Here is a 24900-nt window from a genome sequence, read left to right on the forward strand (position 1 = left end):
CAAGCCCGGGGCCGCACCCCGAAGGGAGGACCGCTCCGAGCATGCCGACGCCCACCGGCGGTGACCAGCCGACGCGGACGACGAACCGGGCCGCCGACCGCCTGCTGCTGGAAGCGGTACGGCACAGCGCCGGCCGCACCGCGGCGATCTGCCTGCTCACCACGGCCGCCGCCGGAGCCTCCCTGGCGCTGCCCCTGGTACTCGGCCGCGCCCTCGACGCCGTCCTCGTCGGCGGCCACGGGACGGATGCCGCCCGGTGGATCACCGTGTGCGCCGCCCTGATCGGACTCTCCGTCCTGTTCGACGCGGTCGAAGAGCTGCTCACCGGCACCGCCAACGCCCGCGGCACGGCCTGGGCGCGCGGCCGCCTGCTGCGGCACGTACTGCACACCGGGCCGCGCGCCGCCGACCGGTTCGGCCCCGGCGACCTGGTCTCGCGGCTGGTCGGCAACGCCGCCTACGCGGGCACCGCCCCCGCCAACTTCGCCGCCACCCTCTCCGCCGTCGTCCCGCCCGTCGGCGGGCTCGTGGCGCTCGCCCTGATCGACCTCTGGGCCGCCGCGGCCTTCCTCCTCGGGATGCCGCTGCTCGCCGCGCTGCTGCGGGTCTTCGTGCGCGACAGCACCGACAGCATCGCCCAGTACCAACGCGGCCAGGGCGAGATCGCGGGCCGGCTCGTGGAGGCCATCGGCGGTGCCGCCACCATCGCCGCCGCGCGGACCGCCGGGCGGGAACGCGCCCGCATCCTCGAACCGCTCCCGGAACTGGGCCGGCAGGGCCACCGGATGTGGCGGGTCCAGGGCAAGTCCAGCGCGCGGGCCGTCATGGTCGTCCCCCTCCTCCAGATCGCTGTCCTCGCCGTCGCCGGATTCCGGCTGGCGGCAGGGCAGTTGAGCGTGGGCGAACTGCTGGCCGTCTCCCGGTACGCCGTCCTCGCCTCGGGCATCGGCGCGATCGTCGGCCGCCTCAACGCCCTCGTGCACGCCCGCACCGCCGCCCGCCGCCTCGCCGAAGTCCTCACCGAGCCCGCGATGGAGTACGGGCCGCGCCGCCTTCCGCCCGGCCCCGGCACCCTGGAACTGGCCGGGGTGACGGCCCGGCGCGGCGGCCGCGAGGTGCTGCGCGAGGTGGACCTCGTAGTGCCCGGCGGCACCTCGATGGCCCTGGTCGGCCGCTCCGGCACGGGAAAGTCCGTACTCGCGGCGGTCGCCGGCCGGCTCGCCGACGCCGACGCCGGAACCGTCACCATCGACGGCGAACCACTGACCGGCCTCGACCGCGAGACGCTGCGCGGCGCGGTCGGCTACGCCTTCGAGCGCCCCGCCCCGCTGGGCGGCACCATCGGCGGCACGATCGGCTTCGGCGCCCGCGAACCCACCGCGGAACGGGTCCGCGAAGCGGCGCGCGCGGCCTGCGCCGACGGATTCGTACAACTGCTTCCGGACGGCTACGAAACCCGGCTGACGGAAGCACCGCTGTCCGGGGGAGAGGCCCAACGCCTAGGACTGGCACGGGCGTTCACCCACCAAGGGCGTCTGCTCGTACTGGACGACGCGACCTCCAGCCTCGACACCGTGACGGAACTCCGCGTCGCCGAAGCCCTGTTGAACGACATCGGCCCCCGAACCCACCTGATCGTCGCCCACCGCGCCACGACCGCGGCCCGTGCCGACCGCGTGGCGTGGCTGGAGGACGGACGCATCCGCGCGGTGGGACGCCACGAGGAGCTGTGGCGACTCCCCGGATACCGGGCGGTGTTCAACGCCGGGGCGGATGACGGCGCGAGCGATGGCGGTCCGCCTGATCGCGCGAGGGATGGGGCGTTGTCTGACTGTATGGACGACGACAAGTTGCCTGATCGTGCGGGCGACGGCAAGTTGCCAGGCTGTACGAGCGCCGGCAAGTTGCTTGATCGTACGAGCGATGCCCCGTCGCCCGGCCCCGCGGACGACGGCGGGCGGGGGCCGCATGGCTGACGGCCGGGGAGGTGCGGGCGGTCGGACGGCGGGCTCCGGCACGTACGCGCAGGGGCTGCGGTTCCTGCGCCGCCGCGCCCGGGTGGTGGCGCGGCTCGCGGCGTGGTCGGCGCTGGAGACCGGGCAGACGTTCGTGATGGGGTTCGCGCTGGCCCGCGCGCTCGACGAGGGCTTCCTGGCGGGCCGGTCCGAGGTCGGCCTGGGCTGGCTGGGGCTGGCGGCGCTCGCCGTGGCCGTCGGTGCGTACGGCACGGGCCGGGTGTACGGGGCCGTGGCCGCGCTCGTGGAACCGCTGCGCGACGCGCTCGTGCGCCGTGTGGTGAACCGGGCGCTCGTCGATGCCGACAGCGCGGCCGTCTCCCGCCTCACCCACCAGGTCGAGATCGCCCGCGACACCTTCGCGGGGCTGGTCATGGTGGCCCGCTCCTTCGTCTTCACCGCCGCCGGAGCGCTCGTCGGCCTCTTCTCCCTCGCGCCCGTACTGCTCCTGGTCGTCGTGCCCCCGCTCGTACTGGGCCTGGCACTCTTCGCGGCCACCCTGCGGCCGATGGCCCGCCGCCAGGAGACGTTCCTCGCGGCGGACGAGGCCATCGCCGAGGAGCTGGGCACGGTGGCCGAGGGGCTCCGCGATATCACCGCCGCCGGCGCCGAGGACCGTGTGGCGGCGGACGCGGACACCCGTATCGAGGCCGAGTTCCGCGCCGCCCGCACCCTCGCCCGCTGGGGGGTGCTGCGGGTGCTGGCCGTGGCCCTGGCCGGGCGGTTCCCCATCGTCCTGCTCATCGTCACCGCGCCGTGGCTGCTGGACCGGGGCGTCACTCCGGGCGCGCTCGTCGGCGCGCTCTCCTACCTCACGACGTCGCTGCTGCCGGCGTTGCAGAACCTGATGCACGGGCTCGGCACGAGCGGTTCGCGGCTGGTGGTGGTGGTGCGCCGACTGACGGCCGGGGCGGCTGTGCCGCTCGGGGGCACGGCTCGTACGGGCGAGGCGCCGTCCGATTCCTCCGGTACGGGCTCGGGCGCGGTCTCCCGGCCGGGGCCCGCCGTCGAGCTGAACGCGGTGACCTTCGCGTACGGGGAGCACGCGCGGCCGGTGGTCCAGGACCTGGACCTGAGCGTTCCCGAGGGCGGCCATCTGGCGGTCGTCGGCCCCAGCGGCGTGGGGAAGTCGACCCTCGCGGGGCTGATCGCCGGGCTGCTGGAGCCGCGTTCCGGGGAGGTCAGGGTCGGCGGCGAGCCCGTACGGGGCGGCGGCGACCCCGGGCGGCGGGTGCTGATCCCGCAGGAGGCGTACGTCTTCTCCGGAACCCTCCGCGCCAACCTGGGCTATCTGCGCGCTGATCCGGTACCGGACACAGAGCTGGCGGCGGCCGCCGACGCGATCGGCCTGACCGAACTGGCCGATCGGCTAGGGGGGCCGACGGCCGCCGTCGACCCGGCGGGGCTCTCCGCCGGGGAACGTCAGCTGATCGCGCTGACCCGGGCGTATCTGAGCCGCGCACCGGTCGCGGTGCTGGACGAGGCGACGTGCCACCTCGACCCGGCGGCGGAGGCGCGTGCCGAGCGGGCCTTCGCCCGCCGCGCCGGCGGCACGCTGATCGTGATCGCCCACCGCGTCAGCTCGGCCCACCGCGCGGACCGCATTCTGATCATGGACGGCCCGCAGGCCCTCTGCGGCACCCATGAGGAGCTGCTGCGCCGCTCCGATCTCTACCGGGCGCTGACGGGAGGCTGGTCCAATCCGCCTCCCGGAGCTCTATCCGCCGCTGAGCCTCCGGGGCCGGGGCGCTCAGCGCTCGATGCCGTACCGTCCGCGCCTCCGCCGCCGGGTCCGGGGCGGCCGTGCCCGGGGGGTACCGCTGACGCGCCCGCGTCCAGGCAACGGTTGGCGGGTTCCGATGCGACAGCACCCCGGCGACGGTTGGCGGATTCCGAGGGGGACGCGTCGCAGCCGGCCCGTTCCGCGGGCGCAACGTCACCGGCAGCCCGTTTCGCGGGAGCGCCGTCACAGCCATCCGGCCCCGCGCGAGATGCGGATGGCGTCGACCCGGTTGCGGGCCCCCGTCTTTCGGGTGATGGCGGCCATGTAGTTGCGCACGGTCCCCTGCGAGAGGTGCAGGCTGCACGCGATCTCGCTGATGGAGGCGCCTTCGGCGGCGAGCGAGAGGACCCCTAATTCGCGCGGCGTGAGCGGGATCTCCGCCGCCTGGAGGAAGCCGAAGCCGAGTGACTCGTCTATGCAGCGTTCGCCTTTGGCCACCCGCCGTATCGACTCGATCAGGCGCCCCGGGGAAGCGTTTTTGCTCACGTACCCGAGCGCCCGCGCCTCGAACGCGCGGCGGAGCGGGCCCGGTCTGCCCGCCGTCGCGAGGGCGAGCAGCGAGGGGCCTCCTTCCTCGTCGCAACAGTCCTCGCTGAGCAGCCGCACCCCTCGGGGACCGCCGGCCTCCGGACTGTCCATGTCCACCACGCAGACGTGCGGCCGCACGGCGTGGGCCTTGCCGATGGCGCCGTTCCACGCCGTGGAGGACACCTCGATGTCCGTTTCTCTGCCTACCAGCGCCGCCAGCGCGGTGCGCAGCAGATAGGTGTCGTGCACCAGAAGTACCCGGATCACGTTCTCCCCCAGACCCTCTGCGCAGGTCGCATCGGTTGGACGCGTGGCTACATATTCCTACCGGTATCCCCCGGCGTCCCGGATACGCAATATTGGCCAAGAGGGAGCGTAGGGGCGCATCGAACAAGCCGTGTGCGCCCCGCTCGCTACCAAATACGTTCGTTGCGGTCCCCGGGGACCGACATGGGTACTAAGTGACCGGAGCGGCCTGGTGGGGAGCGGTGAGGTCGATGAGGCGGCAGACCATCTCGATGTCGATCTTCACCTGGGCGATCGACGCGCGCCCCGACAGCCAGGTGATGAGCGCCGAGTGCCAGGTGTGCTCGATGACGCGGACGGCCGAGAGCTGCTCGGGCGTGGGCGGCCCCGTCAGCCCCATCGCGTCGAGAATGATGGCCGTGGTCAGCCGCGAGACGGTGTCGACCTCGGGGCTCACGGACCGGTCGGCGAAGGTGAGGGCGCGCACCATCGCGTCGGCGAGGTGCGGTTCGCGCTGCATGGCGCGGAAGGCCCGCATCAGCGTCTGCGCGACGCGGGCGGCCGGGGCCTCGTCGGTCGGCGGGCGCTTGCGCAGGGTCGCGTGCATGTGCTGGAGCTGGTCCTGCATGGTCGCGACCAGCAGGTGGATCTTCGACGGGAAGTAGCGGTAGAGGGTGCCGAGTGCGACCCCGGCCGCCTCGGCGACCTCCCGCATCTGCACGGCGTCGAAGCCGCCGCGGCCGGCCAGCTCCGCGCTGGCGTGCAGGATGCGGCGCCGGCGCGCCTCCTGACGCTCGGTCAGGGGCGGGGTGGAGGCGATGGCCGACTTGGTTTCTGTCGTCATATGTCCCATTCCCTGGTCCCTGGTGCCCATCGGGCGGTCTTGCTGCGGCCCGGATGGGCCCACAGCATGGCAGGGCCCGGGCCGTGGCGCGAATCACCCGATCCGGCCCTTTGCGGGCCGGGCCGGGCCGGTAGATTCGGAGCCTCTTGAACGATCAAGTCTGAAACTTGTTCTAGATTAGCGCTACCGGTTACGCTCCGGCTGAACTGCGTGAGAAGGGGGCCGAGAGTGACCGCTGAGGCCACGGAGGCAGCCGCGCCTCGCCTCCTGGGCGGGGACGAGGACGGGCCGCTGCGCATCGCGCTGCTCACCTACAAGGGCAACCCGTACTGCGGCGGCCAAGGCGTGTACGTACGCCACCTCTCCCGCGAACTCGCCCGCCTCGGCCACCGCGTCGAGGTCATCGGCGCCCAGCCCTACCCGGTCCTCGACCCCGGCGAGGGCGTCACCCTCACCGAGCTCCCCAGCCTCGACCTCTACCGGCAGCCCGACCCCTTCCGCACGCCGGGCCGCGGCGAGTACCGCGACTGGATCGACGCCCTCGAAGTCGCCACCATGTGGACCGGCGGCTTCCCCGAGCCGCTCACCTTCTCGCTCCGCGCCCGCCGCCATCTGGCCGCCCGGCGCGGCGAATTCGACGTCGTGCACGACAACCAGACCCTCGGCTACGGGCTGCTCGGCATGGAACGCGCCGGGTTCCCCCTGGTCACCACCATCCACCACCCCATCACCGTCGACCGCCGGCTCGATCTCGACGCCGCCCCCGACTGGCGGCGCCGCGCCTCCGTCCGCCGCTGGTACGGCTTCACCCGCATGCAGAAGCGCGTGGCCCGCCGGCTGCCGGCCGTGCTCACCGTCTCCGGCTCCTCCCGCCAGGAGATCGTCGACGACCTCGGCGTCCGCGACGACCGGGTGCACGTCGTCCACATCGGCGCCGACACCGGCCTCTTCGCCCCGGACCCGGCCGTTCCCGAGACCCCCGGCCGCATCGTCACCACCTCCAGCGCGGACGTCCCCCTCAAGGGCCTCGTCCACCTCGTCGAGGCGCTGGCCAAGGTCCGTACCGAATACCCCGAAGCGCACCTGGTCGTCGTCGGCAAGCGCGCGGAGGACGGCCCGGTGGCCACCGCGATCGAGCGGTACGGGCTGGGGGACGCCGTGGAATTCGTCAAGGGCATCAGCGACTCCGAACTCGTGGACCTCATGCGCTCCGCCCAGATCGCCTGCGTGCCCTCCCTCTACGAGGGCTTCTCGCTGCCCGCCGCCGAGGCCATGGCCACCGGCACCCCGCTGGTCGCCACCACGGGCGGCGCCATCCCCGAGGTCGCCGGACCCGACGGCGAGACCTGCCTGGCCGTACCGCCCGGCGACGCGCAGGCGCTAGCCGCCGGACTCGGCCGGCTGCTGGGCGACGCCGAGCTGCGGCGCAGGCTCGGCGCCGCCGGACGGGAGCGCGTACTGGCCCGCTTCACCTGGAAACAGGCCGCCCTCGGCACGGTCGAGCGCTACCGCGCCGCGATGGCGGACCGCCCCGCCGCCGCCCCGCCCAGACGCGGACGGGGCTAGCGGGGCCGGGGCTAGCGGGGCCGGGGCGCCCCCTTCGCACCGCCCCCGCCGGACGCCCCTTCCACTCCAGACAGCCGCAGACTCCCTCCCCGAGACGGCCCAAGACAGAAGGCAGACCCCCGTGCTGACCGTCGATTTCTCCCGCTTCCCGCTCGCCGCAGGCGATCGCGTCCTCGACCTGGGCTGCGGCGCGGGGCGGCACGCCTTCGAGTGCTACCGGCGTGGCGCCCAGGTCGTGGCCCTCGACCGCAACGGCGAGGAGATCCGCGAGGTCGCCAAGTGGTTCGCCGCGATGAAGGAGGCGGGCGAGGCCCCGGCCGGGGCGACCGCCACCGCGATGGAGGGCGACGCGCTCGCGCTGCCCTTCCCCGACGACAGCTTCGACGTCGTGATCATCTCCGAGGTCATGGAGCACATCCCGGACGACAAGGGCGTGCTCGCGGAGATGGCGCGGGTCCTGCGGCCCGGCGGCCGGATCGCCGTCACCGTGCCCCGGTACGGGCCGGAGAAGGTCTGCTGGGCGCTGAGCGACGCGTACCACGAGGTGGAGGGCGGCCACATCCGCATCTACCGCGGCGGGGAACTGCTCGCCAAGATGCGCGAGGCCGGCCTCAAGCCGTACGGCACCCACCACGCGCACGGTCTGCACAGCCCGTACTGGTGGCTGAAGTGCGCGTTCGGCGTCGACAACGACAAGGCGCTGCCGGTACGGGCGTACCACCAGCTGCTGGTCTGGGACATCATGAAGAAGCCGCTGGCCACCCGGGTCGCCGAACAGGCGCTCAACCCCCTCATCGGAAAGAGTTTCGTGGCCTACGCGACCAAGCCGCACCTGCCTGCCACGGCCGCGGCGGCCGCCGAATGACCTCGCCGGAACGTACCGAACGCCTCGAACTCGCCGGGGTCCTCACCGCCGAACAGGCCGCCCGCACGGTGGCCGGCATCGCCGCCGCCCAGCGCTCGGACGGGGCCATCCCGTGGTTCCGCGGCCACCACCTGGACCCCTGGGACCACGTCGAGGCCGCGATGGCGCTCGACGCGGCCGGCGAACACGAGCGCGCCGAGGCCGCGTACCGGTGGCTCGCGGAGCACCAGAACCCCGACGGCTCCTGGTACGCGGCCTACACCGACGAACCGAGCGGCGTGAACACCGAGGAGCCCGCGGACCGGGGCCGGGAGACGAACTTCGTCGCGTACGTGGCGGTCGGGGTCTGGCACCACTACCTCGCCACCGGCGACGACACCTTCGTCGACCGGATGTGGCCGGTCGTCTTCGCGGCGGTCGAGTTCGTACTGGCACTCCAGCAGCCCGGCGGCCAGATCGGCTGGAAACGCGAGGACGACGGCGCTCCGGTCGCGGACGCCCTCCTCACCGGCTCCTCCTCCATCCACCAGGCCCTGCGCTGCGCCCTGGCCATCGCCGAACACCGCGAAGAGCCCCAGCCCGACTGGGAACTGGCCCTCGGCCTGCTGCGCCACGCGATCCGCCACCACCCGGAACGGTTCCTCGACAAGCGCCGCTACTCCATGGACTGGTACTACCCGATCCTCGGCGGCGCCCTCACCGGCCTCGCCGCCAAGGCCCGCGTCGAATCCGACTGGGACCGCTTCGTCGTCCCCGGCCTAGGCGTCCGCTGCGTCCTCCCCAACCCCTGGGTGACCGGCGGCGAAAGCTGCGAACTCGCCCTGGCCCTCTGGGCCATGGGCGAATCCGACCGCGCCGTGGAGATCCTCCAATGGATCCAGCCCCACCTGCGCGCCCCGGACGGCCTGTACTGGACCGGCTACGTCTACGACGACGACGCCGTCTGGCCCGAGGAACGGACCACTTGGACCGCCGCCTCCCTGCTCCTGGCCGTGGCCGCACTGGGCGGGGACGAGGCGACGACGACGGTCTTCGGCGGCGAGGGCCTGCCGAAGGGCTTGGCACCGGACTGCTGCTGACGCTCGGTCAGGGCTCCGAGTCGGCTTTCGAGCACTCGGGCAGGCCGGGGGCGGGGTTCTGGTCAGTGTTCACATCTGCCGCCGGAGCATTGCCCCAATAGCGGTCGCTGTCGTAGTCCGTCCAGTACCAGATGTCGTTGCCTTCCGAGTCGGGAAAGCCATGCCCCCAGCACGAATAAAGGATGGAGGTATTGGTGAGTGTGAAGAGGAGATCGGACTTTTCGTCGCGCTGACGGTACAACTTGACCGCTCGCTTGTCGCCTGTGCAGTAGAGGAACTCGGAACGGACCTTGCACTTGGCGGCGGAGGCGGAGGTGGGCCGGCCGGTGCCAGGTGTTTCGGCAGCGGCCGCCTTCTGCGGCCTTTCATCGCCGTCCCCGCCACCGCCCATCGCAGTCGTGGCGGCGGTGGCCACGCCGAACGCCCCTCCACCGACGGTCGTGATCACAGCCGCGACAAGAGCGACCTTGCCCGCCTCGCTCAGACCGACGAACCACTCCCGCAACCGGCGCAAGCGCCCCCGCCGGGGTGGAGGAACTGGTCCGGGACCCGGGCCGGGGACGGGGTCCGGGTCACTGTTCGGAGATGCCGGCGCCGGGGACAACGAAACCTCCTGGGCCTTCCCATTGGCAGGTCGGGCTCAAGACTGTAGAGGATTCGAGTGACCAGGGCGACAGGGCAAAACCAGTGCGCTAGACGCGACGAATCCGGGCCGCGACCATGTGCCCGACGATCAGGTAAATCACGGCGGGCAGCCCGTAGTTGAGCAGCGTACGCAACCAGTCGGTGCGCATCGTGAAGAGGTCGTACGACCATCCCGCCAGCCAGCGTGCCGCGTCGTGCACAAAGCTGACGAGGTCGTTCGCCCGGTTGGCATCGAGCACGTAGAAGAGAATCCACAACCCGAGGATCAGCGCGGTGACATCCGCGACGACGATCACGGCTGTCGCCGCGCCATTACTCCCCTGACGAAGGCGTTTGGACATAGGGCCCGAGTGACCCGTGAGGAACGTCTCAAACTCGCCCGGCGGCAGGGGAGTTGGGTACGGCGGAGGCCAGGGCCCGCCCGCCTCCCCTGGCAGCCGGCCGGTACCGTCAGGTCCGCCGGTAGTGGACGCGGATCTCCGGGTAGAGCAACGCCTTGTCCTTGATGAGGAATTCGTTGGTTCCTGTCGCTCCGATCCGGGCCGGGTTCTTCTTGAGGCCGGGGCTCATCACGGAGGTACGGCCCTCCTTCAGCGTCTTGTGGTCCTCGGCCCGCCTGTTGTGCCCGAGGTGCGCGAAGTCGGGTGATCCCAGGAGGCCGCGCATCAGCATCAACTGCCGGGGCGGGTGCGTCGCGTCCGTGCACTCGGGGTCCTCGCACTGGGGGCAGGCGAAGTACGTCTGTGCTTTGGAGGCGTTGTCGGCGACGTAGGTGCCCTGGCCGAGCACGCCGTACTTGGGCTTGTCGTCGGTGCCCTTGTTCCGGCCGAGATGGGGCGCCGGTCCGTTCTCGTCGATCAGGTCCATGATGTTGGTACCGGTGCCGTGCCAGAAGAATCCCTCCCCGGCGCTCTGGGGCACGCCGGGCGGCAACTGGGCGGGGCGCTGGTAGCCGGGCTGGACCGAGGTCGACGCCGCGCCGTCGAGGTCGGGCCGGCTTCCGGTGGACCAGGGGATCCGCTCGCTGCGGTCCTTCCCCGATGCCTTCAGCCCCTGTTTGCCGTGCGAGAGCATCGACTGGTGGTAGAGCTGCCGGTTGGTCGCGTACTTCTTCCACAGCGTGGGGTTGGCGCAGACGACGATCTCCACGATGTCCATGTGGGCGCTGCTGGGCGGTGGCGGACCGCCGGGCTTGCCCTCCTGGAGCCGACGGGTGTGGGACGCGCGCTGTTCGTCGGTGATCGCCGGGTCGGTGAGCCGCTTCTCGGACTCCGCCATCCGGGTCGCCTCGGCCTTCGGCGCGGTGACGGGTGCGCGTTCCTGGGAGAGCCGGGCGTAGTTCTCGATGGCGTCCCACACGCGATGGCCGCGGGGCAGGGAGGCCGTGTGGAAACCCCGCCCGCTGTCGGCCCACTGGAGATCGTGCCAGTAGTCCGGGATCTCCTTGCCGAGCGCGGTATTGAGGTCCGGCGGCAGCCCGACCTGCGGCTGCGCCGGGGCCGGGGTATTGCCCGGCGCCCGCTGGACGTGCCCGACGCGCGTCGCGGCGGCCCGCTGGACGAGGCCGGCGGTTTCTCCCCGCGTCATCCCCTGACCGTGTCCGCACCCGGGACCGTGCTGATGCCGGGCCTCGCCGACCGCGCGCGAGACGGCCGCGTTCCCGGCCAGCCGCTGGAGCGAGAGGACACCGTCCGGCCACCCTGGCGCCCGCGCCGGCCGGGACCGCTTCCCAGCCGGACCGCTCCCGCGGTCCGCCTCCTTGCCGCTGTCCTGCGCGCGCACGAGCGCTCCCCTCATCGGTGTATGCGTATCAGCACGAGACTGTCCTCCGGCGTGCCCCTGTCAGGCAGGACCCCGAGGGCACAACTGAGGGCAGAGGGAAGGGCCTTATGACCGTAAGGGAGACGTAAGGGGGCCTGGGAGGGCAGAAGGACTGCCCCTCTTCCGGCACTTGAGGATGTTTCGACGGGCCCTCGCGTGTTTTCGGGCCGCCGTCAGGACGGGCGCCGGGCGTGCGTGCGTATGAGGGGTGCCCTGCCCCGATCCGGACGACCGCCCTCTCTCTACCGCCAGGCCGTCGCCGCCGGCTCTTTCGCCCAGCTGAGCAGCGCCCGCATGGCGGGCTTGGAAGGGGCGATCACGGTGTGGGGGTTGTCGCTCTCGCGGAGGCGGAGGACGCCGCTGCCGTCAGCGGAGACTTCGATGCACGTGGTGTTGCCGTCACTGCTGCTGAAGGAGGATTTCTGCCAGGACAGTTGGGACATGAGGCCGCTTTCTCACAGGATGTAGGCAAGGTGCTGCAAGAGGGTAAACGAATCACGCTCTGTGGGGAACCTTCGTTCGGCCTCGGGCATAAGGGCCGGCAGGGCGACTGATGAGAGGCGCTCGAAGATCATGTTGTACCGATTGAGGTGGCCTTGATCGCCGAAGAAGACGGCCCCCGCGTCGTGTTCCAGGTAGACGGTGTTCAGTTCCGGTGACGCCGCGTGGAAGAGCGTGAACGGTGTTCCCATCGCGGGGAACCTGCTAGATCTGAAGGGCAGGATCTGGATGATGACGTGTGGGAGGCGCGCCACCTCTACGAGGTGGGCCAGCTGTCGTCTCATGGCCGTCGGGTCGACGAAGCCCATGTGGAACGCCGCCTCATGGATGATCGCGTGATAGCGGGCCGGGTAGTCACCGGTGAGGATCTCCTGTCGCTGGAGCCGGAACTCCAGGAAGCGTTCTGTGATGCGCGGGTCACTGCCCTGAGGAGCCGACTCCAGGAGGGCTCGGGCGTATTCGGGCGACTGGAGCAGTCCTGGCAGGTTCACCATGTCGAAGACGCCTTGAGATTCGGATGTGCCCTCCAGCTCGGCCAAGTCGACGGCGCTGCTTGCGACATCACCTCTGTAGTCGGACCACCAACCACGGCCGGTAGCGTCGTTCATGGTCAGTAGGCCCCGGATATAGGGCTCTGATTCAATCCCATAAGCATCCAGCAAGGCGTGCAGCTTGGCTGAGGGGACGGCTGTCCGCCCTGACTCCATGTGCCCCAGGTGCGTGCCGCCGATGCCGGCGCGCTGGCCTGCCTGTGCCGCGGTCATGCCGCTGATGTCACGTAGTCGGCGCAGTTCAAGGCCGATGCGCTGTTGCCGTTGTGACGGGTTGACGCGTAGTCCCATGGCGCTCTCCTAGCATTGGCTCGTTGCGCTGGGGCCGGAACCCGCTCTCGTCACACGATAGAGGGAGGCGCTTATGAAGGTGACGTATTCGATACCTTTTTGCTCTACCTTCTGAAGTGCCTCACCTGGCACCGGCAAAAGCCGGAAGTGAACGGAGCGCCCTAGAAGTTGGCGATGGCGCCTCCGTCAAAACCGGGCCGGGTCCGCCGAGCGGAATGGCGCTGTCCGGCTACTCCTCGCACTCACGGAGGCCGCATCATGTGCCCCACCCCCGCTCTGGCTCCCTCTCTCGACTTCTCCCTCGCATTCCCACCCGATCCGGTGTGGGTCCGTACCTGCCGGGAGACCATTCGTACGTTCACCCGCACGCTAAAGGCCCCCGAGCTCACCGAACTCGCCGTGCTGCTCACTTCGGAGAGCGTTACCAATGCGATCACGGCATGCGCGGGTGGCGGGTGCGCGCACGCCATCACGCTTCACGGCGAGTGGCGGCGTGAGGGTTCGCTCCGCATCCACGTGCGCGACGCGGCACCTGGTGTTCCCGCTGTGCACAGTCCCGCCCCCGATGCCGTGCATGGCCGCGGTATGCACCTCATCGCCACCTGTGCCGCCCGTTGGGGCATCTGTCTCGACGGGCCAGGGCCCGGCAAATCCGTCTGGTTCCAACTGGATGAGCCCGCCAACCCCCGTGGCGGCTCCGGCGGATCGGTGGTACGCGGACCGCATCGCGTCGCCGTATGACTTCCCGTACTGCCGTCAGCGCCGCGCCGCCCGGTGCGGATCGGCTCGAATCGGACCCGTACGGATGTCCTGGGGTCGCGGTAGCGGGGCGGGTGGGCGACCCTGCCAGGGAGTGTGTCCTGATAGCGCCCTGCCTGGAGGTCCGCGGTGTCCGTACGCGTCACGTTGCGCCATGCCGTTATTGCTCTGCTGCTCAGCAGCTTCCTTCTGGTGGGGACGGGCTGCGGGAGTAAGGACAAGGACGGTGGGAGTGGGGCGACGCCGTCGGCCAGTACGTCCGCGGAGCGGCAGAAGTTCGCGAAGACGCGGTTCGTGGCCAATGCGGGGCTGGCGGCGGGGGCGACGTATCAGTGGATTGTGAAGCCGTATCGGAACGGCAAGTTCAAGAAGGGCGCGAACGGGCGCGTCGCAGCCATGGTCAAGGCGGGGCTGGCCGGGGCCTTCACCTATAACCGGTTGAAGGCTGCGAGTGCCAACGCCAAGGGGGATCCGACGCTCTCCAAGGCCGTCGCGCCGCTCGGTGCGGGCATCGCCTCGCTCAAGGGGCTCGGGAGCAAGCTGCGCAGGGGGGAGAGCGTGGACGGGGACGTCGGCTCGTTCCAGAACGTCATCTCCGGCGTCAAGGACGCGGGCAAGGGGGCGGGGGCCGAAGTGACGGACAAGGTTCCGTCGTTCTCGGACGTCAAGAAGGGGTAGCGGGGGCCCTTGTCAGTGGGGCGGTCTATCGTGCCGTCATGACTCTTCTCAGCTTTGACCGGTACTGCGACGAAGTGCTGTCGCAGACCGAGCAGTTGGCGTCGGCCGTGGCGGGCGCGGATCTGACGGCCATGGTGCCGTCCTGTCCGGAGTGGACGCTGGAGCAGCTGCTGCGGCACGTCGGCGGGGCCCACCACCGGGTCGAGGCGATCATCCGGACGCGGGCGACCGCGTTCATTCCGGACGAGCAGATCAGCGGCATAGGCGGGCCCGAGGGCGGGGACGCGGGCGCCATCGCCGACTGGCTGCGGGAGGGCGCCGCCGAGCTGGTACGGACGCTGCGCGCCACGGAGCCCGACGCCGAGGTGTGGGTGATCTTCGGTTCGGGGCCCGCGTCCTTCTGGGCCCGGCGCATGGTGCACGAGACGGTCGTCCACCGCGCGGACGCGGAGCAGACCGTGGGCGTGGAGTTCACCGTGGACGGGGCGGTCGGGGCCGACGCCATCGACGAGTGGCTCCAGATCTGCGCCATGCCGCAGCTCATGGAGGCACGGCCCGAGCTGCGCGAGCTGCTCGGCTCCGGGCGCACCCTGCACTTCCACGGCACCGACGCCGGGCCCGCGACCGAAGCCGAGTGGCTCGTCGACCTCACCGGCGATGCCATAGCCGTCCGGCGCGCCCACGAGAAGGCCGCCGTCGCGGTGCGGGGCCCCATCGGTGACGTACTCCAGGTCGTCTACCGCCGGCAGCCGGTCTCCGCGGGGCGCGTCGAGGTGCTCGGCGACGCGAAGCTGCTCGACTTCTGGCTGGAACGCGTCAAGTTCGGATGAGGAGCGGGGGAGGGGGAGTGAGTGAGCCGCGGGTCCCGGGGGACGGTTCTTCTATGCTCGGGTGACCGCTGACTAGGGGGAACGCCCGAGCATGACCACGTCGAGCAGGACCACGCCGACAACGACCGCCGCACGCCGTACGGCCCCGCGCCGCCGCCTCCTGGCCTGCGCCCTGCCGCTAGTACTGGCGCTCACCGCCTCCTGTACGAGCGCGGGTCATCAGGAGAAGTCCGCGACCGCCGGGGCCCCCGGCGTCGGGGACCCGCTCTTCCCCGGCCTCGGCAACGGCGGCTACCACGTCCGGCACTACGGCCTCACGCTCGACTACGAGCCCGACGGCAACCGCCTCAAGGGCAAGGCGGTGATCACGGCCCGCTCCACCCAGCCGCTCAGCGCGTTCAACCTGGACCTCAAGGGGCTGAAGGTGCGGAGCGCGAGCGTCGACGGGAAGGCGGCCCGTACGGCCCGCGCGGGCGCCGAGCTGACGGTGACGCCGGAGACGGCCGTCGGCAAGGACCGCGAGTTCACGACGACCGTCGTCTACGACGGCGTCCCGGAGACGATCGAGGGCGCCGACGGCTCGAAGGAAGGGTGGATCGAGACGTCCGACGGCGCGGTGGGGCTCGGCGAGCCATCCGGGTCGATGACCTGGTTCCCGGGCAACCACCACCCCTCGGACAAGGCCGCCTACGACATCGCCGTCACCGTGCCCAAGGGCCTCACCGCCGTCTCCAACGGCGAGCTGAAGCGCAAGGAGACCAAGGGCGACCGCACCACCTTCGCCTGGCACAACGGCGAACCCATGGCCGGCTACCTCGCCACCGTCGCCGTCGGCGACTTCGACGTCGCCACCTCGAAGTCCGGCGACACCTCCGTCTACGTCGCCACCGACCCCAAGGAGGCCGAGACCGAGGACGACGACAGCATCGACGTGCCCGGCACCGTCGACGAGGTCCTCGACTGGGAGCGCGGCCTCTTCGGCCCGTATCCCTTCAGCAGCGCGGGCGCGATCGTCGACCACCTCCCCGGCCTCGACTACGCCCTGGAGACCCAGACCAAGCCGTACTTCGACTCGGCGCCCGACGAATCCCTCGTGGTGCACGAGCTGGCCCACCAGTGGTTCGGCAACTCCGTCACCCCGCGCACCTGGCGCGACATGTGGCTGAACGAGAGTTTCGCGACGTACGCCGAGTGGATGTGGGAGGAGAAGTCGGGCGGGCGCTCCACGGACCAGATCTTCTCGGACTTCTACGACGGCACCGACGACGAGAGCGACGGCATCTGGGCCTTCCCGCCCGCCGATCCGCCCTCGGGGGCCGAGGTCTCCGACTCGCCGGTCTACGGCCGGGGCGCCATGGTCCTGCACAAGGTGCGCAAGGCCGTCGGCGACAAGGTCTTCTTCGCGACCGTACGGGCCTGGGTCAAGGACCACCGGCACGGGAACGCCGACACCGCGCAGTTCATCCGGCACTGCGAGGAACAGTCCGGCAAAGACCTCGGCGGCGTCTTCGACACCTGGCTGCGGGCCAAGGGGAAGCCGTCATCCGCCGACGCCTGATGTCCTGAGCGATGCGCGGCGCACGATGCGCGACGCACGATGCGCGACGCACGATGCGCGACGCACGATGCGCGACGCACGATGCGCGACGCACGATGCGCGACGCACGATGCGCGGGGCCCCGGCCCGCATCACTCGGTCGGCACCTTGTGGACCGCGGTGTCGTCGGGGTCCAGTCGGCGTCCGTCCGCGGACAGCACCTCCAGTGCGCGCAGCGGGCGTTCCTGCCTGCGGTCGACCAGCTGTGAGTGCGGTTCGCCGGGGGCGAAGAAGTTCCCTTCGCCCCACTGCCGCAGCGCCACGATGACGGGGAACAGGGCTCTGCCCTTCGGCGTCAGTACGTACTCGCGGTAGGCGCTGCCGTCCGAGGCGGGGACGGTTTCGAGGACACCGCCCGCGACGAGGCCGCGCAGCCGCGCCGTGAGGATGTTCTTGGCCACGCCGAGGCTGCGCTGGAACTCCCCGAACCGCCGGCTTCCGTCGAAGGCGTCCCGCACGATCAGCAGGGACCACCAGTCGCCGATCGCGTCCACGGACCGGGCTACGGGGCAGTCGCTGTCGTCGAAGCGCGTCCTGGTGACCATGGCGTCCCTCACTCTCCTCATGACGGTTGCAACATGCTACCAAGGCGGCTACTTTCCTTTCTGGTAGCAAGATGAAACCAGATGCGTGGAGGGGCGCCGATGTCGGGCAAGGCCAAGGCCAAGGGTGAGGGCAAGCTCAAGGGCGATAGTGATGGCGCGACTGTGATGCGACGGGCCGAACCCCGAAGCGGAGACGGCCCCGCGCCCGCCCTGCCCCGCGGCCTCGTCGCGCTGTTCGCCGTCGCCTGCGGCGCCGCCGTGGCCAACGTCTACTTCTCCCAGCCGCTCCTGGTGACCATGGGCCACGACCTCGCCATGAGCCCGGCCCTCGTCGGCGGCGTCGTCACCCTCACGCAGGTCGGATACGGACTGGGGCTCTTCTTCCTCGTGCCGCTGGGCGACGTGGCCGACCGCAGACGGCTCATCGTCGCCCAACTGCTGCTCCTGGTAGTCGCGTTGATCGTGGTGGCCGCCGCCCCCACGGCTGCGGCACTGCTCGCGGGCATGGCCGCGATGGGGCTGCTCGCCGTCGTCACGCAGACGCTGGCGGCCTTCGCGGCGTCACTGGCCCCGCCCGCCGGGCGCGGCCGCGTCGTCGGCCTGGTCACCAGCGGCGTGGTCACCGGCATCCTGCTCGCCCGCACCGCGTCCGGCCTGCTGGCCGACCTCGCGGGCTGGCGCTCCGTCTACCTCGCCTCCGCGTCGCTCACCGCACTGCTCGCCCTGGTCCTGCACCGCGTACTGCCCCGGCACAGCGGCGCCTCGCCGACGACCGCCCTGCGCTACGGCCAACTCCTGCGCTCCACGGTCACCCTGTTCGCACGGGAGCGGCTGCTGCGGCTCCGGGCCCTGTTCGGACTGCTGATCTTCGCCGCCTTCAGCACCCTCTGGAGCAGCGTCGCGCTACCGCTCAGCGAACCCCCGTACTCCCTGTCCCACAGCGCGATCGGCGCGCTGGGCCTGATCGGCGTCGCCGGCGCCCTGGCCGCGACCGCGGCGGGCCGCCTCAACGACCGCGGACTCTCCGGGCGGACCACCGGCATCGCCCTGGCCCTGCTCACCGCCGCGTGGCTGCCCCTGGCCTTCACCCGCACCTCGCTCTGGGCCCTGATCGTCGGGGTCGTCCTGCTCGACCTCGCCGTGCAGGCGGTCCACGTCACCAACCAGACCCTGATCTACGCGCTGCACCCGGTCGCGGGCAGCCGCCTGATCGGCGGATACATGGTCTTCTACTCCATCGGCAGCGCCACCGGCGCCATCGCCGCTACCTCCCTCTACGCGGCGGCGGGCTGGGGCGCGGTCTGCGCGCTGGGCGCCGCGTTCAGCTGCGCCGGGCTGGCGCTCTGGGCATTCACCCGGCGCGGCGGGCAGGGACCGGCCGCCGCCCCGGCCTCGTAAGCTCGACCGGCCCCGTACGAGCGTCCGCCACGGACCTTGCTCAGCCGTACGAGCGTCCGCCACGGTCCCCGCTCAGCCGTACGGGCGTCCGCCACGGACCCGCTGTACGGGCGGCCCGGCTGTACGACCGTCCCGGCCCCCGAGCGCCCCGGCCTCCACACGCCCCGGCCCCGCTCAGCTGTTCAGCTCCGCGAGCACCCGCAGCGTCGCCGGGTCCGGGGCCGTGACCAGGAGGTCCGTGACCGGGCCCGCGCGCCACAGCTCCAGCCGCTCCGCGATCCGGGCGCGCGGGCCGACCAGCGAGATCTCGTCGGCGAACGCGTCCGGCACGGCGGCTATCGCCTCGTCGCGGCGGCCTTCCCCGAACAGTTCCTGTACCCGCCGGGCCGCCTCCCCGTACCCCATCCGGGCCATGAGGTCGGCGTGGAAGTTGCGGGTCGCGTGGCCCATGCCGCCGATGTAGAAGCCCAGCATCGCCTTGACCGGCAGCAGCCCTTCGGCGACGTCGTCGCAGAGTCGGGCCTGGGCCATGGGCGCGACCAGGAAGCCGGGCGGCGCCTCGGCGAGGGCCGGCGCGTACACGTCGGCGCGCGCCGGGGACCAGTACAGCGGCAGCCAGCCGTCGGCGATGCGCGCCGTCTGCGCGATGTTCTTGGGGCCCTCCGCGCCGAGCAGTACGGGCAGGTCCGCGCGGAGCGGGTGGGTGATCGGCTTGAGGGGCTTGCCGAGCCCGGTGGCGTCGGGGCCCCGGTACGGGTGGGGGTGGAAGCGCCCGGCCGACTGGACCGGGGCCTCGCGCCGCAGGACCTGCCGGATCACGTCCACGTACTCGCGCGTCGCGGTCAGCGGGCTCTTGGGGAACGGGCGCCCGTACCAGCCCTCCACGACCTGCGGGCCCGACAGCCCGAGGCCGAGCAGCACCCGGCCCCCGCTGAGGTGATCGAGCGTCAGCGCGTGCATGGCGGTGGCCGTGGGCGTACGGGCGGCCATCTGCGCGATGGCCGTGCCGAGCCTGATCCGCGTGGTGTGCGCGGCGAACCAGGTCAGCGCGGTGAAGGCGTCCGAGCCCCAGGACTCGGACGTCCAGAGCGAGTGGTATCCCAAGTCCTCGGCCAGCCGGGCGAGTTCGAGGTGGCGGGGGTCGGGGCCGCGCCCCCAGTAGCCGAGTGCGAGGCCGAGCCGCATGGTGTGCCCTCCACGGTCGCCGTTGCTGACGCCGGGTGTAGCTGACGCTGCGTCAGTTCAATGCGTCGTGACTGTACGGGCCGGGGCACGGACTAGGCAACGCCCCCAGCGCGGGACGCCCCCGCCCGGCCCTTGCCACCCGGCGAGCCCGCCCGGCCCATACCCCCTGAGAGCCCGGGCAACGCAACGGCCCCCCGCCCGCGAGTGCGGGCGAGGGGCCGGAGGTGCGATGTGCGCGGTGTCGGCCGTCAGCCGCGCTGGATGCCCGTGGTGTCCTGGAGGACGCCGCGGCGGCCGTCCTGCGTCTGGGCGACGAGCGCCTGACCGCGCTGGTCCACCGCGAGGTACCAGGTGCCGGGCGCGAGCTCAGCGATCGGCGTGGGCGCGCCGTCCTCCCCGTACAGCGGACGGGCGACCGGTACCGCGAACCAGAACGGGGCGAACTCCGGACCGGGCTGCGCCGCGGCGGGCTGCTGCTGCGCGGCCGGGCCCGGCTGCTGCTGGGCGGCCATCGGCTGACCGCCCTGGCTGTGCTGCTGCGGGCCGGGCTGGGCTCCGTACGGCTGCTGGCCGCCGGGCTGCGCGCCGTATGGGGAGGGGCCGCCGGGCTGGCCGGCGGCCGGGCCGGGGTAGCCGTACCCCGGGTTCGGGCCCACGCCGTACGGGGACGGCTTCGGGGCCGCGGCCGGCAGCAGGCCCGCCTTCAGCGCCGGGAGGCGCGGCGTGAGCACGGCCGCGGCGGCGAGCGCCAGGGTCGCGATCACGGTGAGGATGGAGCCGATGCCCGCCGAGGCGTGCTTGGGGGAGACCAGCAGGGACCAGATCGCGGACCAGGCCGCGGCCACCGTGAGGGCCGCGCCCCACTGGTCGAGGGAGAGCCCCGCGAGCTTGCGGCCGGTGGGCTGAAAACGCGCGGCGATGATAAGGATCGCGCCGATCAGGCCGGTCAGGATCACCGACGGAAGCACCAGGAAAAGCTCGTCCGTCGACCACGCGTTGGGGAGATCGAGCTTGTCGCAGAACCTGCCGCAGTTGTCGACGGAGTAGTAGTCGAGGAACGAGGCGATGAACAGCAACACCGCTGCTCCGATCACCACGCCGTCGCCTCTAGTGAGGGAGCGGATGTTCACCTGAAATCCTTTGTCGGTCTCGTCGGTCTTCTTTGTCGCTGTCGCCGGAACGCGAGGTGCGAGGGCGCGGGGGTGGCCCCCCATCGTACGGGTGAACATATCCCCTGGATGGTCGGGGCGTCCTCATCGTTTCACCCCTGTGACACGGTCGTGGCCTGCCGGTCCTTAGGGCCTGTAGCAGGCTTTGAGCGGCCCGGGGCAGGCTTTGAACAGCCTGCTGCGGGTATTGAGCGGCCCGCCGCGGGCATTGGGCGGCCCGCCGGGCCCGCCGTAGGCATTGAGCGGCCTGCTGCGGGCTCCGACGGGCCGGTCGCGGGCCTTAGGCGGCGGGCCTTACCGCGCCAAGAAGTCCGTAATGCCGTCCGAGATACCGCGTGCCGCTTTTTGCCGCCACTTCGCGTCGATGAGTTCGGCGGCGTCCTTGGGATCACGCATATTGCCGCATTCAATGAACACCTTCGGCACGGTGGAGAGGTTGAGACCGCCCAGGTCATCGCGGACATTCAGGCCGCTGCCGGCGGCGATGTAGTTGGCCGGGCGGCTGCCTGTCGCGCGGCTGAACTTACCGGCAATACGCTCGCCCAGTACTCGGGACGGACCGACGATGGCTGAAGTATCGGCGCCGTCCTGCTTGACGGCCGCGGGCAGAATGACGTGAAATCCGCGGTTTCCGACAGTGGAACCGTCCGCGTGCACGGAAACCGACGCGTCGGCGTGTGCCGCGTTCCCGATTCTCGCCCGCTCGTCCACGCACGGCCCGAACGGCCGGTCGGCGTCGTGAGTGAGCTTGACCTTGGCGCCCCGCGCTTCGAGGAGCGTACGCATCCGGTGCGCGACGTCGAGGGTGAAGGCGGCCTCGGCGTAACCGGCCTCCGTGGCGGTGCCGGTGGTGTCGCACGCCTTGTGGCCCTTGCCCGCTTGGACGGCGCGCGCTATTTCGGCGGTGTGGTCGCGGTTGCGGGGGTTGTGCCCAGGGTCGATGACGACGACTTTCCCCGTGAGGGGGCGCGCTCCGGAGGGCGCCCCCGGGCGGGCCGCCGCCGCGCTCGCCGCAGGCCGCTTCGCGTCGTCCTCGGCGCTGTCGCCGCCGGCCGCCGCGTCCCACGCCAGCCAGCCGGCGAAACCGATCGGTATGAGCACGGCCAGCCCTGCGGCGAGGGGGCCGACTCTGGGGCGGCGGGGCGCGGGGGTAGGTCTGCCGTTCGACACGCGGGCGATGCTAACGCCTCCCCCCTCGGCATTCGCCTCGCGGCCGCGTCCGGCACGTCATCAGCGGCCGTACGGCGCACGCGCTCTGGCCCGTACGGCGCATACGGCGTGGTCCGTACGGCGCAGTACGGGCGGGGGGGGATCGCGGGGCGTGGTCCGGCGCCGTACGTGCGAGCCGCCCGTACGGGCACGGCGTGCGCGGTGTGCGCCGCGACCGTGCCCGTACAGCTCATATGCCCTGGCCCGTGCGGCGCAGTACGTGCAGCGAGCGGGTCGCCGAGACCTCGGTGAACGCGCCGGATTCCAGGGCGCGGCGGTAGACCCGGTACGGGGCCTGGCCGCCGTCGGCCGGGTCGGCGAAGACGTCGTGGATGACGAGCGTGCCGCCGGGCGCGAGGTGCGGGGCCCAGCCCTCGTAGTCGCCGGCGGCGTGTTCGTCGGTGTGGCCGCCGTCGATGAAGACGAGCCCGACGGGCGCGGCCCAGAGGACGGCGACCTGCGGGGAGCGGCCGACGACGGCGACGACGTGCTCTTCGAGCCCGGCGGCGTGCAGGGTGCGGCGGAAGGCGGGGAGGGTGTCCATACGGCCGACCTCGGGGTCGACGACGTCGGGGTCGTGGTACTCCCAGCCCGGCTGCTGCTCCTCGCTGCCGCGGTGGTGATCGACCGTCACGGCGGTCACCCCGGCGCCCCGCGCGGCGTCGGCGAGCAGGATGGTCGAGCGCCCGCAGTACGTACCGACCTCGACCAGCGGCAGGCCGAGCCGGGCCGCCTCCTCGGCGGCGGCGTGCAGGGCGAGCCCCTCGTCGAGGGGCATGAAGCCCTTCGCCGCCTCGAAGGCGGCGAGAATCTCGGGCTTGGGCGCCATGGTGTCCTCCTGCGGGTGGGGCGGCGGTCGCGGCGGTCTCTCGACGGCCCATCGTGCCGGATCGCCTGCGGCACGACGAGCCGGGGCCGGGGCCGGGGCAGGACCGGGGGCGGGGCCGAGGGGGCGCGGGCCGGGGTGCGGAGGGGCGTGTCGCGTCTGATGTTCCGATGTGCGGTGCGGAGTCGTGAAGTGAGCGTAAAGGAGCAGTAGTTGCGCGAGTGGTGGTCATAACCGGACATGTCGGTGGAGATGGGGTCCGGAAGTGCTCCAATAGCCCCACCCCGAGAGGGAGCCCGGCCCTCGGGCGAGCTTCCGGGCGCGCGGGGTGAGCCGTCGCTCTCGCTGATCGGAAAATGAGCATGTCATGCGAGGTGAGGCATCGGTGATGTCGCAGGAGACGCTGCTGGGCAGTGCGGGCGGACACGAGCTGCTCCGGGGGGTGGTGGAGTCCTCCCACGACGCGATCCTCATCAAGACCCTCGACGGGCAGATCGCCTTCTGGAACGCCGCCGCGCAGCGCCTGTACGGGTACAGCGCCGTCGAGGCCGTCGGCCGGCACGTCGGCATGCTGGTGCCGCCGGAACTCAAGGACGAGGAGGCCGGGCTGCTGGAGCGGATCGGCCGGGGCGAGCGGATCGAGCACTACGAGACCCGGCGGGCCGCCTGCGACGGCCGGCTGCTGGACGTCGACGTGACCCTGTGGCCGGTACGCACCCGGGACGGCTCCGTCACCGCCGCCTGCTCGATCACGCGGGACATCACCGACCGCAAGCGGGCCGAGCGGGAACTGGCCGAACTGCACCAGCAGCGGCGGCACATCTCGCTCGCGCTGCAGCTGATGGGCGGCTCCGAGGTGATCCCCGGCACCATGGCGGCCAGCCGCTATCTCCCCTCGACCCGGGGTCAGGGGGTCGGCGGCGACTGGCTCGACCTGATCGACCTGGGCGGCGGGCGGGTCGGCGTGATCATCGGGGATGTGATGGGGCGCGGCCTGGACGCGGCCGTCGTGATGGGGCAGCTGCGCTCGGCGGCCAGGGCGCTGGCCCTGGCCGGGGTCGCGCCGTGCGACCTGATCCAGGCGCTGGACACGTTCACCTGCGGGATGCCGGAACAGTTCGTCACCTGCGTCTATCTGGAGGCGGACCCCGGCCGCGGCACGGTGACGGCCTGCTCGGCCGGGCATCTGCCGGTGCTGCTCGTCGCGCCGGACGCGACGGTCGAGCCGCTGGCCGTCCCGACCGGCACCCCGCTGGGGGTGGGCGGGCTGCCGCACCAGCAGGTGAGCCTGACGATCCGGGCCGGGACGACCCTGGTCCTCTACACCGACGGGCTGGTGGAGACCCCGCGCAGCGACATCGACGCGCAGTTGGCGGTGCTGACCGCGACGCTGCGGGACGTCTTCGCCCCCGCCGTGAGCCTGGAGGCCGCCGCGGACCGGGTGCTGAACACGCTGCTGCCGGACACCGCCGCGTACGCCGACGATGTGACCCTGCTGCTGGTCGGCTTCCCCGCGGCCCCGCTCGCGACGGCCTCGCTGGAACTGGCCGGCGAGCGGGCCTCGGTGCCGGCCGGGCGGCGGTTCCTGCTGCGGGTGCTGCGGGAGTGGGGGCTCGCGGCGCTGGAGGACACGGCGCCGCTGCTGGTCTCGGAGCTGCTGACCAACGCCGTCTGCCACGCGGGGGGCCCGATCGGCCTCCGGATGTGGCTCAGCGACCGGGAGCTGGGAGTGGAGGTCAGCGACGGCAGCTCGCCCCGGCCGCGGGCGCGGCTCGCGGCGGCGACGGAGGAGTGCGGGCGCGGCCTGATCCTGGTCGAGGCGCTCGCCGACGCCTGGGGCACCCGGCCCGAGGTCACCGGCAAGGCGGTCTGGTTCACCATGCGGACGGCTCCCGACGCGGCGGAGTGCGCGGTGTCCTGCTGATCGGGGCGTCGTCGCTTGAACGGCGGCGGGGTGGTGAGGGGCGCC

The 24900-nt window shown here is 72.0% G+C and carries 22 protein-coding genes and 1 pseudogene; 11 read left to right on the plus strand and 12 right to left on the minus strand.

The genetic code is table 11. The features are described from left to right. Positions 1-41 precede the first annotated feature (41 nt). Positions 42-1976 carry an ABC transporter ATP-binding protein gene (locus AB0I22_RS22035; protein ID WP_363132535.1) on the plus strand — a complete coding sequence of 645 codons (1935 nt, stop codon included), beginning with the start codon at positions 42-44 and terminating at the stop codon, positions 1974-1976. Next, a complete protein-coding gene (locus AB0I22_RS22040) occupies positions 1969-4152 on the plus strand; it encodes an ABC transporter ATP-binding protein (RefSeq protein WP_363132536.1) in 2184 nt (727 codons plus the stop codon). Before AB0I22_RS22035 ends, AB0I22_RS22040 begins: the two co-directional genes overlap by 8 nt. On the opposite strand, the pseudogene AB0I22_RS22045 reads toward AB0I22_RS22040, so the two are convergent. Together AB0I22_RS22045 and AB0I22_RS22050 are read right to left on the minus strand one after the other, a co-directional pair. Beyond that, positions 4066-4437, minus strand: a pseudogene (locus tag AB0I22_RS22045) (LuxR C-terminal-related transcriptional regulator); the annotation flags it as partial. The gene AB0I22_RS22040 and the pseudogene AB0I22_RS22045 sit on opposite strands and share 87 nt — an antisense overlap. 346 nt (positions 4438-4783) lie before the next feature. Beyond that, positions 4784-5416, minus strand: a complete 633-nt coding sequence (locus AB0I22_RS22050; RefSeq protein WP_363132537.1) for a TetR family transcriptional regulator — start codon at positions 5414-5416, stop codon at positions 4784-4786. Positions 5417-5644: 228 nt separating this feature from the next. Between AB0I22_RS22050 and AB0I22_RS22055 the strand changes: the two genes are divergently transcribed. The 3 genes from AB0I22_RS22055 to AB0I22_RS22065 all read left to right on the plus strand — a co-directional run bounded on the left by AB0I22_RS22055 (position 5645) and on the right by AB0I22_RS22065 (position 8926). Beyond that, positions 5645-6982, plus strand: a complete 1338-nt coding sequence (locus AB0I22_RS22055; protein ID WP_363132538.1) for a glycosyltransferase family 4 protein — start codon at positions 5645-5647, stop codon at positions 6980-6982. A gap of 121 nt (positions 6983-7103) precedes the next feature. Next, the gene (locus AB0I22_RS22060) at positions 7104-7847 is read left to right on the plus strand and encodes a class I SAM-dependent methyltransferase (RefSeq protein WP_363132539.1); all 744 of its coding nucleotides are present in this window, start codon (positions 7104-7106) and stop codon (positions 7845-7847) included. Beyond that, positions 7844-8926 carry a prenyltransferase/squalene oxidase repeat-containing protein gene (locus tag AB0I22_RS22065; RefSeq protein WP_363132540.1) on the plus strand — a complete coding sequence of 361 codons (1083 nt, stop codon included), beginning with the start codon at positions 7844-7846 and terminating at the stop codon, positions 8924-8926. The genes AB0I22_RS22060 and AB0I22_RS22065 overlap by 4 nt, the downstream gene beginning before the upstream one ends. Before the next feature lie 7 nt (positions 8927-8933). On the opposite strand, the gene AB0I22_RS22070 is transcribed toward AB0I22_RS22065, so the two are convergent. The 5 genes from AB0I22_RS22070 to AB0I22_RS22090 all read right to left on the minus strand — a co-directional run bounded on the left by AB0I22_RS22070 (position 8934) and on the right by AB0I22_RS22090 (position 12735). Beyond that, complete coding sequence (locus AB0I22_RS22070; RefSeq protein WP_363132541.1) at positions 8934-9374, minus strand: hypothetical protein; 441 nt, start codon at positions 9372-9374, stop codon at positions 8934-8936. 244 nt (positions 9375-9618) lie between these two features. After that, a complete protein-coding gene (locus tag AB0I22_RS22075; RefSeq protein WP_363132542.1) occupies positions 9619-9912 on the minus strand; it encodes a hypothetical protein in 294 nt (97 codons plus the stop codon). Between the two features lie 109 nt (positions 9913-10021). Then, complete coding sequence (locus AB0I22_RS22080; RefSeq protein WP_363132543.1) at positions 10022-11158, minus strand: hypothetical protein; 1137 nt, start codon at positions 11156-11158, stop codon at positions 10022-10024. A gap of 476 nt (positions 11159-11634) precedes the next feature. Beyond that, positions 11635-11835 carry a DUF397 domain-containing protein gene (locus AB0I22_RS22085; protein ID WP_363132544.1) on the minus strand — a complete coding sequence of 67 codons (201 nt, stop codon included), beginning with the start codon at positions 11833-11835 and terminating at the stop codon, positions 11635-11637. Positions 11836-11847: 12 nt separating this feature from the next. Further along, on the minus strand, positions 11848-12735 hold the full coding sequence (locus tag AB0I22_RS22090) for a helix-turn-helix transcriptional regulator (protein WP_363132545.1): 888 nt from the start codon (positions 12733-12735) through the stop codon (positions 11848-11850). 258 nt (positions 12736-12993) lie between these two features. Between AB0I22_RS22090 and AB0I22_RS22095 the strand changes: the two genes are divergently transcribed. The 4 genes from AB0I22_RS22095 to AB0I22_RS22110 all read left to right on the plus strand — a co-directional run bounded on the left by AB0I22_RS22095 (position 12994) and on the right by AB0I22_RS22110 (position 16560). Next, positions 12994-13476 carry an ATP-binding protein gene (locus AB0I22_RS22095; RefSeq protein ID WP_363132546.1) on the plus strand — a complete coding sequence of 161 codons (483 nt, stop codon included), beginning with the start codon at positions 12994-12996 and terminating at the stop codon, positions 13474-13476. Positions 13477-13623: 147 nt separating this feature from the next. Beyond that, positions 13624-14172 (plus strand): hypothetical protein, encoded by a 549-nt coding sequence (locus AB0I22_RS22100; RefSeq protein WP_363132547.1) that lies wholly within the window; start codon positions 13624-13626, stop codon positions 14170-14172. Between the two features lie 38 nt (positions 14173-14210). Further along, positions 14211-15002, plus strand: coding sequence for a maleylpyruvate isomerase family mycothiol-dependent enzyme (locus AB0I22_RS22105; RefSeq protein WP_363132548.1), 792 nt, complete (start codon positions 14211-14213; stop codon positions 15000-15002). 91 nt (positions 15003-15093) lie between these two features. Beyond that, positions 15094-16560, plus strand: a complete 1467-nt coding sequence (locus AB0I22_RS22110) for a M1 family metallopeptidase (RefSeq protein ID WP_363132549.1) — start codon at positions 15094-15096, stop codon at positions 16558-16560. Positions 16561-16691: 131 nt separating this feature from the next. Here the strand turns inward: AB0I22_RS22110 and AB0I22_RS22115 are convergent, their stop codons facing one another. Then, complete coding sequence (locus AB0I22_RS22115; protein WP_363132550.1) at positions 16692-17144, minus strand: helix-turn-helix domain-containing protein; 453 nt, start codon at positions 17142-17144, stop codon at positions 16692-16694. A gap of 165 nt (positions 17145-17309) precedes the next feature. Here AB0I22_RS22115 and AB0I22_RS22120 point away from each other — a divergent pair, with 165 nt between their 5' ends. Further along, positions 17310-18542, plus strand: a complete 1233-nt coding sequence (locus AB0I22_RS22120; RefSeq protein WP_363132592.1) for an MFS transporter — start codon at positions 17310-17312, stop codon at positions 18540-18542. Positions 18543-18716: 174 nt separating this feature from the next. Here the strand turns inward: AB0I22_RS22120 and AB0I22_RS22125 are convergent, their stop codons facing one another. The 4 genes from AB0I22_RS22125 to AB0I22_RS22140 form a co-directional block, all read right to left on the minus strand. After that, on the minus strand, positions 18717-19727 hold the full coding sequence (locus AB0I22_RS22125; RefSeq protein WP_363132551.1) for an LLM class F420-dependent oxidoreductase: 1011 nt from the start codon (positions 19725-19727) through the stop codon (positions 18717-18719). Positions 19728-19975: 248 nt separating this feature from the next. Further along, positions 19976-20857 (minus strand): hypothetical protein, encoded by an 882-nt coding sequence (locus tag AB0I22_RS22130; protein ID WP_363132552.1) that lies wholly within the window; start codon positions 20855-20857, stop codon positions 19976-19978. Positions 20858-21190: 333 nt separating this feature from the next. Then, positions 21191-22066, minus strand: a complete 876-nt coding sequence (locus AB0I22_RS22135; protein ID WP_363132553.1) for an N-acetylmuramoyl-L-alanine amidase — start codon at positions 22064-22066, stop codon at positions 21191-21193. 229 nt (positions 22067-22295) lie between these two features. Beyond that, positions 22296-22934 (minus strand): class I SAM-dependent methyltransferase, encoded by a 639-nt coding sequence (locus AB0I22_RS22140; protein ID WP_363132554.1) that lies wholly within the window; start codon positions 22932-22934, stop codon positions 22296-22298. A 364-nt stretch (positions 22935-23298) separates the two neighbouring features. On the opposite strand from AB0I22_RS22140, the gene AB0I22_RS22145 reads away from it, so the two are divergent. Next, positions 23299-24855 (plus strand): SpoIIE family protein phosphatase, encoded by a 1557-nt coding sequence (locus AB0I22_RS22145; protein WP_363132555.1) that lies wholly within the window; start codon positions 23299-23301, stop codon positions 24853-24855. Positions 24856-24900 lie beyond the last annotated feature (45 nt).

The organism is Streptomyces sp. NPDC050610, from assembly GCF_040654875.1.
Classification (GTDB): Bacteria; Actinomycetota; Actinomycetes; order Streptomycetales; family Streptomycetaceae; genus Streptomyces.

Excerpts from the sequence above, each read along its gene's own strand:
- AB0I22_RS22140 (WP_363132554.1), bottom strand. The coding sequence starts at position 22,934 with ATGGCGCCCAAGCCCGAGATTCTCGCCGCCTTCGAGGCGGCGAAGGGC.
- AB0I22_RS22115 (WP_363132550.1), bottom strand. The coding sequence starts at position 17,144 with ATGGTCACCAGGACGCGCTTCGACGACAGCGACTGCCCCGTAGCCCGG.
- AB0I22_RS22125 (WP_363132551.1), bottom strand. The coding sequence starts at position 19,727 with ATGCGGCTCGGCCTCGCACTCGGCTACTGGGGGCGCGGCCCCGACCCC.
- AB0I22_RS22105 (WP_363132548.1), top strand. The coding sequence starts at position 14,211 with ATGACTCTTCTCAGCTTTGACCGGTACTGCGACGAAGTGCTGTCGCAG.
- AB0I22_RS22110 (WP_363132549.1), top strand. The coding sequence starts at position 15,094 with ATGACCACGTCGAGCAGGACCACGCCGACAACGACCGCCGCACGCCGT.
- AB0I22_RS22095 (WP_363132546.1), top strand. The coding sequence starts at position 12,994 with ATGTGCCCCACCCCCGCTCTGGCTCCCTCTCTCGACTTCTCCCTCGCA.
- AB0I22_RS22080 (WP_363132543.1), bottom strand. The coding sequence starts at position 11,158 with ATGACGCGGGGAGAAACCGCCGGCCTCGTCCAGCGGGCCGCCGCGACG.
- AB0I22_RS22065 (WP_363132540.1), top strand. The coding sequence starts at position 7,844 with ATGACCTCGCCGGAACGTACCGAACGCCTCGAACTCGCCGGGGTCCTC.
- AB0I22_RS22090 (WP_363132545.1), bottom strand. The coding sequence starts at position 12,735 with ATGGGACTACGCGTCAACCCGTCACAACGGCAACAGCGCATCGGCCTT.
- AB0I22_RS22050 (WP_363132537.1), bottom strand. The coding sequence starts at position 5,416 with ATGACGACAGAAACCAAGTCGGCCATCGCCTCCACCCCGCCCCTGACC.
- AB0I22_RS22145 (WP_363132555.1), top strand. The coding sequence starts at position 23,299 with ATGCGAGGTGAGGCATCGGTGATGTCGCAGGAGACGCTGCTGGGCAGT.
- AB0I22_RS22040 (WP_363132536.1), top strand. The coding sequence starts at position 1,969 with ATGGCTGACGGCCGGGGAGGTGCGGGCGGTCGGACGGCGGGCTCCGGC.
- AB0I22_RS22120 (WP_363132592.1), top strand. The coding sequence starts at position 17,310 with ATGCGACGGGCCGAACCCCGAAGCGGAGACGGCCCCGCGCCCGCCCTG.
- AB0I22_RS22035 (WP_363132535.1), top strand. The coding sequence starts at position 42 with ATGCCGACGCCCACCGGCGGTGACCAGCCGACGCGGACGACGAACCGG.
- AB0I22_RS22075 (WP_363132542.1), bottom strand. The coding sequence starts at position 9,912 with ATGTCCAAACGCCTTCGTCAGGGGAGTAATGGCGCGGCGACAGCCGTG.
- AB0I22_RS22085 (WP_363132544.1), bottom strand. The coding sequence starts at position 11,835 with ATGTCCCAACTGTCCTGGCAGAAATCCTCCTTCAGCAGCAGTGACGGC.